Raw genomic sequence first — 12,031 nt, 5'->3', positions numbered from 1 at the left:
AGAACTAATACAATAATATCCTCGAATACAATAATATCCTCGAAAAAAGGTTGATAATAATGCTCTTTACCCCTGTTTCCTTCTTAGTAGCCTTTACAGCAGGTTTAATTTCTTTTCTGTCGCCTTGTGTCCTGCCCTTGGTTCCAAGTTTTTTGAGCTATCTTGCAGGCACCACAGTAGCTGAGCTGGGTAGGATTGAAGCAAAGGATGTGAGGATAACGGTGGCGATGAGGGCCTTTCTTTTTGTAACAGGCTTTAGTATAATCTTTATCCTCTTAGGTCTTTCAGCCAGCGCTATAGGTGCCCTCTTCCTTAAGTATCAGGCCCTATTGCGGAAGCTAAGCGGATTAATAGTGATTATTTTTGGTCTCCATATGGCCGGGATACTGAAGCTAAAAGTTCTTAACTTGGAAAAGAGGATTAATTTCCAGCCGCGGAAAGTAGGGCCTTTAGGTGCCTTCTTGTTAGGGATGGCCTTTTCTGCTGGATGGACGCCCTGCATCGGGCCTGTATTGGGATCTATTTTAGTATTAGCTGGAAATAGCGCAAGCTTAAGCGCAGGTGCTTACTTGTTAGCCGCATATTCCCTGGGATTGGGCATTCCCTTCCTCGTTACAGCCCTTTTTTGGGGATGGTTGGCCCAGGGTTTAAAGCGCTACGGAGATTGGATGCCCCGCCTTGTTAAAGGAAGCGGCTGGGTGCTGGTGGGAGCGGGTCTCCTTATATTGACAGGTAATTGGGGCCGGCTAGCCTCTTGGCTCACTTTTTAGCTGCCCAAAAGTTAGCTGTAGTGCCTCCCAACTGGGTATGGCGCTAAAAGGGTGCGAAGAAGTTAAGGCAGAAAGGAGTTTTTTATGCGACGCAATGCGGGATTGTTAGTATTGGTAGGAGTGGTTCTTCTTTTCTTAGCTGGTGCTGGAGGATTTTCCTTGTGGCGCTCTGCCTTTAAAACGGTCCAACAGCCGGCTAGCGACCCGGAAGCTGGGAAAGGTGAAGTTCGGCCAGAGGTGGGATATCTGGCCCCGGATTTTAGTTTGCCGGATTTACAGGGGAGGGTTATTACCCTCTCCCAGCTTAAAGGTAAACCTGTTTTCCTCAATTTCTGGGCAAGTTGGTGCCCGCCGTGCCGGGTGGAAATGCCAGAGATACAGGAGTTTTTTAAGAAATATAAGGGGAAGGTCGAGGTCGTAGCTGTAAACTTGACCTCTAGCGAGAAATCCCCGGCGGAAGTAAAGAAGTTTTTAGAAACAAATGGATACACCTTTCCTGTGGTTCTGGACACGAAAGGCATAGCGGAAAATTATTACTTAGTTCGCGCCATTCCCACAAGTTATTTAGTGGATGCCCAGGGGGTTATAAAATTTAAATACACCGGACCTCTTACTTTACAGCTCCTCGAACGCGTTTTAGGAGAAATTCAAGAGAAGTAAAATCGAAGCAAGCGTGTGTAGACGGGACGGGCACCTTAATTGACAAAGGGATAGAAATAGCGTTATAATGAAGGAAAATTTAGCCGACAAACCTCGTCATCCCGGACAAGCGGGGGCGAGGTTTAGTTTTGACGAGGAGTGGAGGTCTGTCTTGAGGGGAAGTAACTTGCGCGAAAGTTTTTTGCGCTTTTTTGCAGATAAAGGGCATACCATTGTGCCCAGTTCTCCCCTGGTACCCTATAATGATCCCACCTTGCTCTTTACTAATGCCGGTATGGTGCAGTTTAAAGATGTTTTCTTAGGGCTGGACCGGCGTCCGTATACGCGGGCTGCTACGGCGCAGAAATGTGTCCGGGCTGGAGGTAAGCATAATGACCTAGATACGGTGGGCCGAACGGCCCGGCACCATACATTTTTTGAGATGCTGGGTAATTTCTCCTTTGGTGATTACTTTAAGAAAGAAGCTATTGAATTTGCCTGGGAGTTTCTAACACGGGTTTTGGAGCTGCCCAAGGAGCGATTATGGGTTACGATTTTTAAGGATGATGAAGAAGCCTTCGAGCTCTGGCAGGAGATAGCCGATCTGCCACCTGAGCGGATTGTCCGTATGGGTGAAAAAGATAATTTCTGGGCCATGGGAGATACCGGGCCTTGCGGACCTTGTAGCGAAATCATCTATGACCGCGGGCCTGAATATGCCTGCGCATCTCAAACGTGTGCCCTGGGGGTTTGTGACTGCGATAGGTGGCTGGAGATCTGGAACTTGGTTTTTATGCAGTATAACCGCGATGCAGACGGGAATCTCACTCCTTTGCCCCGGCCTAGCATCGATACCGGCATGGGCCTAGAACGTATGGCCTCTATCCTCCAGGGGGTGGATAGCAATTTTGAAACTGACCTCCTCTGGCCCCTTATCACAGCGGTAGAAAAAATAACCGGCCGTAGGTACGACCGCGGAGAAGGAGGCTTCCCCTTCCGGGTTATCGCTGACCATGCGCGCTCGTGTACTTTCATTATAGCTGATGGGGTATTGCCTGGAAACGAGGGACGCAGCTACGTTTTGCGCCGCATCTTGCGCCGGGCTTCCCGGTTAGGAATGGCCTTAGGGCTGGATGGTCCTTTCCTTTACCGGTTGGTACCGGTTGTAGCTGAGATTATGGGTGAAGCCTACCCGGAAGTGGTGGAAAAGGAAGAAGAGATTGCTAAGATAATCCGCCAGGAGGAAGAAAGGTTCCATAGTACCCTTCATGAAGGTATGCGGGTCCTAAACGGTATCTTAGATCGGGCCGCCCGAGAAGGTCGTAAAATTATAACCGGTCAGGAAGCCTTCATCCTTTACGATACCTACGGGTTCCCCCTGGACCTTACGGAGGAGATTGCCACCGAAAGGGGGCTGGAGGTGGACCGGGAGGGCTTTGCCCAGGCTATGGAAACCCAGAGGGAGCGGGCCAGGGCTGCCCGGGAGGAAGGTAAGGCCTATGAATTTGCTATGGCCCTGGCGAGTGCTTTAGGGGAGACTGCTCAAAGCCTTTTCACCGGTTATGAGCGGCTCGAGGAGGAAGCAAAAGTTTTGGCTTTAGTACAGGAAGGGCAGCGGGTCGAGGCGCTAGAAGAAGGGACGCAAGGATATGTTTTAGTTGACCGGACGCCCTTTTATCCAGAAGGCGGCGGTCAAGTGGGAGACCAGGGCCAGATCCTTTGGGCAGAGGGAGAGGCCTTAGTCCAAGATACCCGTCGTTTACCTGATGGTAGGATCCTCCATGAAGTAGAGATTAAAAAGGGGACGTTGACTGCTGGTACCCGGGTTAAGCTCGCTGTGGACCGAGAAAGGCGTCGGAGTATTGCCCGTAACCATACGGCTACTCATCTTCTCCATAGGGCTTTAAAAGATGTCCTGGGTGAGCATGCTGCTCAAGCCGGTTCCCTAGTGGCTCCCGACCGGCTACGTTTTGATTTCACGCACTTTGCCCCCCTTACAGTAGAGGAATTGAAAGCTGTGGAGGCCAGAGTCAATGAGCAGATCCTGGCCAACCTCCCTGTGAGTACTCTGGAGACCTCTTTGTCTCACGCCAAAGCCATGGGCGCTATCGCTCTTTTTGGTGAAAAATACGGCGAACGGGTTCGGGTGGTGAAGATCGGGAATTATAGCTTAGAGCTGTGTGGGGGAACCCATGTGGCTACTACTAGCGAGATAGGTCTTTTCCGGCTTACCAGTGAAAGCGGGATAGGTTCAGGTTTAAGAAGGATAGAGGCGGTTACTGGCTGGGCTGCCCTGGAAGTAACCACACGTGAACGGGCGGAACTGGAGGAAGCAGCCAGCTTACTAAAGGTCCCTCCTGGAGAAATAGTTCACCGGTTGGAAACCTTGTTGGGGCAGCTTAAAGAAATGGAAAGGGAGATATCTTCCTTACGTCATAGGCTTGCTTCCTATGAAGTAGAGAAATTGTTGGCCCAGGTCAAGGAAGTCGCTGGGATACGGGTACTTCCAGCCAAGGTGCAGGTAGCTAATGCAGAGGCCTTGCGAGAGATGGCGGATCTGCTACGGGATAAGTTGGGTTCAGGAGTAGTAATACTAGGTTCAGCCAGCGATGGACGGGTAAATTTTGTGGCTATGGCCAGTAAAGATGTAGTGGCTAAAGGTATACATGCGGGGAACTTATTGCGTGAGGTGGCCCGTATCGCAGCTGGAGGCGGAGGAGGGCGGCCGGATATGGCCCAGGCTGGAGGAAAGGATCCGGCTAAGTTAGATCAGGCCCTGGCTTACACCCTTCAAGTAGTGGCGGAGCAACTTAGGGCTTCGGGTGGGGAAAGGGGCAGGTAAATATGCAGGAAACCATGATGTTTGAAATGGAAAAAGAGGAAAAAATAAGGGTAAGGGAAGTGCTGCAGGAGGTTAAGACGGCTCTGGAAGAAAAAGGATATAACCCCATCAATCAGCTTGTGGGGTACCTTCTTTCTGGGGACCCGGCTTATATTACTAGCCATAGAGGGGCTCGTAACCTTATCCGCCGGGTAGAAAGGGATGAGATTTTAGAGGAATTACTTAAGAATTATCTAAAGGAGGATAAGTAACTTTATGGCCCTCTCAGATTTAGAGTTAACCGTAAATCTTTATACCGAGGGCGAACAGTTTTTCGACCTCCTGAAGGCAGCCATCCGTGACTGGCGGAATTCCCCTTGGGGGCACGAACGCCAGCGTGCAGGCTATGCCGTGGAGCTTTACCGGAGGGGGCTTAATATCCTCCGGGCCCACTTAGAGGAGACTAGGGCCAAAGCGGAGGAGGGGTACTTTACTGAGGAAGATAAGAGAATACTCTCCCAGGCCGAGGGTCGGCTGGCCTATTGGGAAAAGAAACTGGCTGAGCTTATCGGATCCTAAAGCCTGGCTAAAAGTACAGGCTTTTTTATTGGGTATAAGAAGGTGTCCCCTTTGGAGTATATCGAATTGGGTAGGACGGGGATCCAGGTCTCGCGCCTCTGCTTTGGTACCTTAACCTTAGGACCACTCCAGGCGCGGCTAGAGATCAAGGCAGGGGCCAGGGTTATACGAAGGGCGCTGGAGCTAGGGATTAATTTTCTGGATACTGCTGAAATTTATGGGACTTATCCTTATATCCGCGAGGCCTTAAAAGGATGGTCTAAGCCTGTAGTTATAGCCACCAAATCTTATGCTTACACCTGGGAGGGAATGAGTAGAAGCTTAGAAGAAGCCCGTCGGGCGCTGGATCGGGAAGTTATAGATATCTTTCTTTTACATGAACAAGAATCAGAACAGACCTTGACTGGGCACCGAGAAGCCCTAGATTTTTTGTTGGAAGCCAAGGCCAAAGGTCTGGTTAAAGCGGTAGGTATTTCTACCCATGCGGTAGCCGCTGCCCGAGCTAGCCTTAAGTTCGCTGAGATCGATGTTCTCCATCCTCTGATCAATATGGAAGGGTTAGGGATACTGGATGGTACCCGGGAGGAAATGCTGGCGGCTGTAAAAGAGGCCTTTTTAGCTGGAAAGGGCATATATGCCATGAAAGCCTTAGGCGGGGGTCATCTGGTGGGTAGAGCTCGGGAGGCCCTGGCCTTTGTGTTAAATTTACCTTTTGTCCATTCTGTAGCCGTGGGGATGCAAAGCCTTGAGGAGGTTATGGCGAACGTAGCCTGGTGCCTGGGAGAGGAGGTGCCTCCGGAAATCCTTAAGGAAATAAAGAATAAAAAGCGTAGACTACATATAGAAGAATGGTGCCAGAGTTGCGGCGCTTGCGTTGAGCGGTGTCCCCAGAGTGCTTTGAAATTAGAGGGAGGCAGGGTTGTGGTGGACGAGGACCTATGTATTCTTTGCGGGTACTGTGCCAGCTCTTGCCGGGATTTCTGTCTTAAGGTGGTTTAAAACTTTGCGGATCATGGGTCTAGATGTAGGAGAGAAAACCATAGGTGTGGCTTTGAGCGATCCCTTGGGGTGGACAGCCCAAGGCCTTACCACCATTAGGCGGCGAGGCAAGCTAGAAGAAGATCTTGAAGCACTTCTACGGTTAGCCAAAGAGTATCACGTGGAACGTGTGGTGGTAGGCCTGCCGCGCAATATGAACGGGACTTTGGGTCCCCAGGCCCGGAAAGTGTTGGATTTCATCCAGGCCCTAGAGGAACGGTTAAAACTACCGGTGGTTCCCTGGGATGAGCGCCTCACCACTTCGGCTGCCGAGAAGGTCCTTATTACGGCCGATCTTTCTCGCCGGCGTAGGAAGAGCGTCCTCGACCGCCTAGCGGCAGTATTGATTCTCCAGAGTTATCTTGACTGCCAGCGGCAGAATAGGGTATGATAAGGCCAACCCTAAAAATTTGAGGTGAGGACATGGCTGATCAAGAAAACACCATCTTGTTGGAAGATGAGGAAGGTCAGGAGCATGAGTTTCTGGTGGTAGACATTTTGGAGTTAGACGGGGAACAGTACGTGATTCTTCTTCCTGTGGAGGAAACGAAGGACGAGGCGCTAGTGTTAAAGATTGGCTGGGATGAGGAAGGTAAGGAAGTGCTGTGCGAGATCGAAAGTGAGGAGGAATGGGAGAGGGTAGCGGAAGCCTGGAGCAAGCTACAAAAAGGGGAAGATATTTGGGAAGATACTTTGGAAGATAATTAGAGAGAACTAGAAGGAGAAATAAGACCCGCTGCTTTTTAAAGAGCGGGTCTTTTATTGTGGAGGCCCCTTTGCATTAAATCTTAAAGCTATAAAGCGTGCGATAGTTTTAGATTCACATTTATTATGGCCCTTGACAAGTCTCGTCCAATATCCTAATATAAATCCAAGTAAATCAATTAAATTACTTAATTTAAACATACTCCATTCGCCCTAACCTATATTTAGGGGGCTCTAGGGGGAAAGTTCAATGCTATCTCCTGAAGAACTCAAGGCCGGCGGGCTTATCCCCCAGCGGCAAAAGAAGATGGTGACCGTCCGGTGTATGGCTCCTGGCGGACGCCTTACTTCCCAAAGGCTGCGGGCCATAGCTGATGTGGCCGATAAATATGGCCAAGGTGTAGTGCATTTTTCTGTGCGCATGTCGCCTGAGATTTTGTATGTGAAACTAGAAGATGTAGAAGCTGTTACTCGGGAACTGGCGGCTGTGGGACAAAGGTTAGCTTCTTGTGGAAAACGGGTGCGGGTACCCACTGCCTGTGGTGGATGCGAATATAACCCTAATGGCCTGGTGGATACCCAAAGGCTGGCCCAAGAAGTAAACGAGCGTTACTTCGGCTGGGATCTCCCGCATAAGTTTAAAATTTCCTTCTCTGGCTGTCCAACTGATTGTATGCGGTCCCGGGAAAACGATCTAGGTTTTCAAGGAGAAGTAGAGCCGGTCCTGAACCCCGACAAATGCAATGGCTGCGGGTTATGTGTAGAGGTGTGCCAGGAGGGAGCCCTTTATCTAAAGGATAATCTGCCCTGGCGGGATCCTCGCCGTTGCTTAGGTTGTGGCGACTGTCTCCATAGCTGCCCTACGGATGCCCTTACAGTTGGTAGGTGTGGTCATGCTGTGTATGTGGGTGGAAAGCACGGCCGACACCCCCACGTGGCCTATCCTATAGCCTCCCTCGTTCCTGATGAATTAATATTCCTGGTGATCGAAACGGTAATCCATTGGTACCGGGAGCATGGTCAGCCTGGAGAGAGGGTAGGCGATACTATAGACCGGGTGGGGATCAATATTTTACGCCGCGCCCTTAAACCAGTCATTGGACAATATCTGCTTTCCCAAGTTGACTTAAGACAACCAAGGTGGCAGAGTGTCTTTTACCGCGGGGTAGCAGCTACCTTCCCTGCTTATGAAGATTAAAATTGGAAATTTTATTTTAGGCAGGTGAGAAGAGATGCTTCCTACACCGAGTGTTTCTTTAGACCTGCGGGGAACCCCCTGTCCTATGAATTTTGTACGTACTAAACTGGCCTTAGAAGATTTGGAGGCCGGGCAGGTGCTGGAAGTTTTACTGGATCCCGGAGATCCGGTTCGCAACATTCCTCGCAGTGTAAAGGATGAAGGTCATCGCGTTTTAGCGGTGGAGAACCTGGGTGGGGCTTTCCGGCTGCTTATAGAAAAGGTGGGTGAGTGAAACCCAGGAGAGGTACAGAACATGAAACTGCGGTGGAAATTAGTAGAAGAAATGATCGCCCATGCCCAGAATAACCTACCTAATGAGGCCTGCGGTATACTGGCCGGCACAGGGGAAGAGATTTTAGCCTTTTATCCGGCGACAAATGCTGAACATAGCCCCATCCGGTATACTATAGAACCCCAAGAACTTCTCCGCATATTCCGGGAAGTGGAAAGTAAGGGTTGGGAAGTAAGGGGAATATTTCATTCCCACCCTGTTACCGAAGCCTACCCATCTCCTACTGATGTACGTCTCGCTTTTTACCCCGAAGCCCTCTACTTTATCCTTTCCCTTCGAGATCCATTACAACCTGTACTACGCGCTTTTTGGATTGTAGATGGTGACGTTAGAGAGGAGCCCTTGAAGATTCTATAAGGTCTAGAGCTAGCGCGGCGTCGTGTTGTCCTTTGTAGGTATGAAAGATGAGGTCTTTGGGATCTAAAGGTGTAGGTAACTAAGGGTAACTAAAGACTGGGAAGTAGTAAGCGAGAGGCTTGAAGGCGAATATTGTAAAAAGAGGGCGGTAGCTATGAGTTGGGTGTTCTGGGCTTTATTAGCCATGATATGCTGGGGATTGGGGCCCATCTTCGCTAAGCTAGGTTTGGTGAAGAGCGATCCTTTCAGTGCCTTGTTAGCGCGTACCCTGGGGGTATTCGTTGTGCTTGTCTTATGGGGGGCAGCCACGGCCGGGTTGGGAAATCTTAAAACCTTTGACGCACGCACCTGGGCGTTGCTCATAGCGGAAGGGCTAGCCGCGTCTGTAATTGGGCATTTCGCTTATTTTAAGGCCCTGCAAGCAGGCAAGGTTTCCTCGGTAGCTCCGATAGTAGCCTCATACCCTGTGCTGGCTCTGCTCCTGGCCGCTTTACTGCTCGGCGAAAAAATTACCCTAATGCGGGGGATCGGAGCAGGGTTAATTGTTCTCGGTGTGTTCTTAGTACAAAGGTTTTAGGGTGAGTCGCTATGAGCCATTCAACTTGGGCACCAGGTTGCTTGAAGGTCACGGACCAGGTCCTCCTTCGAGAGCAGGGTTAAGCGGAAATGAAGCGGAGTGAAAGCGGAGTGATCCTGGCCCTTTAAATGTAGATTAAATCAGTGACCCTAAAGACCCAAGAAACCCGCAAGTAAACAGCAAGTGGTTTCAATGGTTATACCAACCATTTTGGCCAGTGCTGTTCACCGGGCCTTAGGTCCCTGCGAGGTTTTGGGAGGCGGGGAAAAGTAAGTAATCCGGAACGTCCGATGGTATCCTGCCGGTCAACGGGGGAATAATTATGAGAAAAGGACCCCGTGAAGGCAGGGATGGGGTTGAAAAAGGTTATCCAAGTCATTCGGACTAGAGGGATTTTAAGGGTCATTTTAGGTATTTTAAGCCTAGGTGTTCTAAGCCTAGGCCTTTTAGGCTTAAGGTGTTTAACAGGCCGGATTTACCCGGGAGTGAATGCTGGGAGCCTATATTTAGGTGGTCTCACCCTAGAGGAGGGGCGTCGGGTCTTGATTAGGGAAGCCCTTGAGGAGGCCACCCGGCCTGTTAAATTGATATGGGGGGACCGGGTGCTCATTACTACCTACGGCGCCTTGGGGGTTACCCTGGATGTGGAGGCTACCCTGGCCCGAGCCTGGGCTGTAGGCCGGAATGGTTCCTGGCGGCAAAGATTAGGTTTCCTCTGGCCTGGTAGAAGGTATGAAGTAGAGGTGGTATATAGATACGATAAAGATAAAGCTCTTATAGAGCTTGAACATTTGGTAGGAGCCCTACGCCAAAATCCGCAGGATGCTAGTTTGAAGGTGGATTCTAAAGGGAAAATCCAGGTGGTCCCAGCCCGTGAGGGGTGGATAGTAGATATTGAAGAACTATGGGCTATGCTGAAGACACCAACCCCCTGGTCTTCTGGGGAATCCATAAAGATACCAGTAACGAAGCTAATGTCGGCGGTCACTACGGAGGAGATAGTTCGGCGGGGAATAACTAAACCTGTGGCTAGCTATCGGACCCTTTTTAACCCGGCTGAGGAGAACCGGGCCCATAATATACGGCTAGCTGCTCAAGCCCTAGACGGTATATGGATGGCCCCGGGCGCGGAAATATCCTTTAACGAGATAGTGGGCCCCCGGACTCCAGAACGGGGTTACGTGGAAGCCCTGGTTATCGAATCCTTGGAATTCGCTCCTGGTGTAGGTGGCGGGGTTTGCCAGGTATCCACCACCCTTTATAATGCGGCTCTCCGCGCCGGGCTTACAGTGGTAGAACGGCAACCTCATGGCCTAAGCGTCAGCTATGTCCCTCCGGGTTTAGACGCGACCGTGGCTTATGGGCTTATTGATCTTAAACTTCGCAACGATACCCCCTATTGGTTTTGGCTTAAGGCTGAGGTTGGGGAGGATTACCTAGCTTTTACTTTTTATGGGCCTCAACAAGCACCTTCTATAGAAGTAACGACCGAGGTGCTTAAGGAGATCCCTCCCCCCTGTAAGATTATAGAAGATGCCCACCTTCCCTTGGGGCGTATGATAGTAGAGAAAAAGGGTCAGCCCGGTATTAACGTTCGCGTTAAACGTCGCTGGCTTAACAGGGGAGAGATATGGGAAGAAGTCGTATCTCAGGATTATTATCCTCCTTTACCTAAGGTGATTCGCCTGGGGAGCGGGCGGCTGGAACAGAAACTAAGCACCTACCTCCAGCAGGTTCCCAGAAGCTTCTCTGAAGGTACCACTTTGCAACCGGATAAATCCGGTCACGGACCAAACTAGGGCTAAGCTAAAAGATAAAAAGAACAAAGGGGCTGACAAGCTTCTTACACTGCTGTTATAATGGGGTCGGGAAGAGGAGGGACCCCCATGGAACAGTTGCCAGAATATGGGAAAGGGACGTCTGGGGTTAAAACTCTACGGCCTGAGATAAGCCTGCTCAGCCTGGCTGTAGTTTTAGCCCTCCTTCTTTCCGGCTGGTGGCAAGCCACTATTTCTTCTACCCTGGTAAACCAAGGAGCCGGCCCTGTCAAGGTTACCATTCCTCCTGGGGCCACAGCCCGAGAGGTTGGCGAGATCCTTAAGTCCCGCGGGGTGGTAAAAAGCGCCTTGGCCTTTCGGTTGTACGCTTTTTGGCGCGGGGCAGATCAACAGTTAAAACCTGGGGTGTACCGGTTACAACCTGGTACCAATTTGAAGGCGCTTCTGGAGCAACTAGTGGCAGGGAGGATTTGGGAAGAGGAGTTTACTATCCCGGAAGGGTATAACTTGAAGCAGATCGCCCGGCTCCTGGAGGCTAAAGGTTTAATGAGCCAGGCGGAATTCTGGCGGGCAGTAGCCCAGCCTTATGATTACGAGTTCTTGGCTGGTATAACCCCTAGTCCCCATTATTTAGAGGGCTTTCTTTTTCCCGACACTTACCGTGTAGCTGTAGGGGCTAAGCCCGAAACTATAATACGTAAGATGTTAGACCGTTTTCAGGAAGTATATAGCGAAGTTATCCGTTATCGGGCTCCAGGGTTAGAACTTAATACTCTCCAGGTGGTGACCTTGGCTTCTTTAGTGGAGAAGGAGGCCAAGCTAGACGAGGAACGCCCCCTCATTGCTGGTGTTTTTTTAAATCGACTCCGGAAAGGGATGAAGCTAGAATCTTGTGCTACAGTTGAGTATTTGCTGGAAGAACCCAAGCCAGTATTGAGCTATCAAGATTTAGAAATTGATTCACCTTACAATACCTACCGGGTGTTTGGCTTACCCCCAGGACCTATTGCTTCTCCAGGTAAGGCTTCCTTGCTGGCAGCCCTTAATCCGGCTCCTACTGAGTATCTTTATTTTGTAGCCCGCCCTGACGGATCCCACGAGTTTAGCCGTACCCTGGAAGAACATAACGCAGCTATCCGCCGGTACCAGGCCCATTCTGTGGAGGGAAAATAACTTTATACTTCCGTCTCGGTTCTAATTTACTTTCTACATCATTAATTATTTTTATGGGGTCC

The 12,031-nt window shown here is 50.3% G+C and carries 14 protein-coding genes; all 14 read left to right on the top strand.

The window, feature by feature from the left end; all coding sequences use genetic code 11:
- Positions 1–59: 59 nt before the first annotated feature.
- The 14 genes from B9A14_RS12710 (at position 60) to mltG (ending at position 11,969) form a co-directional block, all read left to right on the top strand.
- Positions 60–770 (top strand): cytochrome c biogenesis CcdA family protein, encoded by a 711-nt coding sequence (locus B9A14_RS12710; protein ID WP_084666123.1) that lies wholly within the window; start codon positions 60–62, stop codon positions 768–770.
- Positions 771–854: 84 nt separating this feature from the next.
- Positions 855–1,430, top strand: coding sequence for a TlpA family protein disulfide reductase (locus B9A14_RS12705; RefSeq protein ID WP_084666121.1), 576 nt, complete (start codon positions 855–857; stop codon positions 1,428–1,430).
- Positions 1,431–1,581: 151 nt separating this feature from the next.
- Positions 1,582–4,251, top strand: a complete 2,670-nt coding sequence (gene alaS / locus B9A14_RS12700; protein WP_231968020.1) for an alanine--tRNA ligase — start codon at positions 1,582–1,584, stop codon at positions 4,249–4,251.
- 2 nt (positions 4,252–4,253) lie between these two features.
- Complete coding sequence (locus tag B9A14_RS12695) at positions 4,254–4,502, top strand: IreB family regulatory phosphoprotein (RefSeq protein WP_084666117.1); 249 nt, start codon at positions 4,254–4,256, stop codon at positions 4,500–4,502.
- A 4-nt stretch (positions 4,503–4,506) separates the two neighbouring features.
- Positions 4,507–4,809, top strand: coding sequence for a hypothetical protein (locus B9A14_RS12690; protein ID WP_084666115.1), 303 nt, complete (start codon positions 4,507–4,509; stop codon positions 4,807–4,809).
- A gap of 51 nt (positions 4,810–4,860) precedes the next feature.
- Entirely contained in the window at positions 4,861–5,808 is a 948-nt protein-coding gene (locus B9A14_RS12685) for an aldo/keto reductase (protein ID WP_084666113.1), read from the top strand.
- 4 nt (positions 5,809–5,812) lie between these two features.
- On the top strand, positions 5,813–6,238 hold the full coding sequence (gene ruvX / locus B9A14_RS12680) for a Holliday junction resolvase RuvX (RefSeq protein WP_084666111.1): 426 nt from the start codon (positions 5,813–5,815) through the stop codon (positions 6,236–6,238).
- Positions 6,239–6,270: 32 nt separating this feature from the next.
- On the top strand, positions 6,271–6,555 hold the full coding sequence (locus tag B9A14_RS12675; protein ID WP_084666109.1) for a DUF1292 domain-containing protein: 285 nt from the start codon (positions 6,271–6,273) through the stop codon (positions 6,553–6,555).
- A gap of 247 nt (positions 6,556–6,802) precedes the next feature.
- Positions 6,803–7,750, top strand: coding sequence for a 4Fe-4S binding protein (locus B9A14_RS12670; RefSeq protein WP_084666107.1), 948 nt, complete (start codon positions 6,803–6,805; stop codon positions 7,748–7,750).
- 34 nt (positions 7,751–7,784) lie between these two features.
- Positions 7,785–8,024, top strand: a complete 240-nt coding sequence (locus B9A14_RS12665) for a sulfurtransferase TusA family protein (RefSeq protein WP_084666105.1) — start codon at positions 7,785–7,787, stop codon at positions 8,022–8,024.
- A gap of 21 nt (positions 8,025–8,045) precedes the next feature.
- Positions 8,046–8,441 carry a M67 family metallopeptidase gene (locus tag B9A14_RS12660; RefSeq protein ID WP_084666103.1) on the top strand — a complete coding sequence of 132 codons (396 nt, stop codon included), beginning with the start codon at positions 8,046–8,048 and terminating at the stop codon, positions 8,439–8,441.
- A 154-nt stretch (positions 8,442–8,595) separates the two neighbouring features.
- Positions 8,596–9,018: an EamA family transporter gene (locus tag B9A14_RS12655; protein WP_084666101.1), complete on the top strand. Its 423-nt coding sequence runs from the start codon at positions 8,596–8,598 to the stop codon at positions 9,016–9,018.
- Positions 9,019–9,356: 338 nt separating this feature from the next.
- On the top strand, positions 9,357–10,817 hold the full coding sequence (locus B9A14_RS12650) for a VanW family protein (protein WP_084666099.1): 1,461 nt from the start codon (positions 9,357–9,359) through the stop codon (positions 10,815–10,817).
- A gap of 87 nt (positions 10,818–10,904) precedes the next feature.
- The gene (gene mltG / locus B9A14_RS12645; protein WP_084666097.1) at positions 10,905–11,969 is read left to right on the top strand and encodes an endolytic transglycosylase MltG; all 1,065 of its coding nucleotides are present in this window, start codon (positions 10,905–10,907) and stop codon (positions 11,967–11,969) included.
- Positions 11,970–12,031: the final 62 nt, after the last annotated feature.

Origin of the sequence: Thermanaeromonas toyohensis ToBE (assembly GCF_900176005.1) — a bacterium.
Taxonomy (GTDB): domain Bacteria; phylum Bacillota; class DSM-521; order Neomoorellales; family Neomoorellaceae; genus Thermanaeromonas; species Thermanaeromonas toyohensis.
Note: the sequence above shows the minus strand (reverse complement) of the source record. Positions and strands in the feature narration are given on the sequence as shown.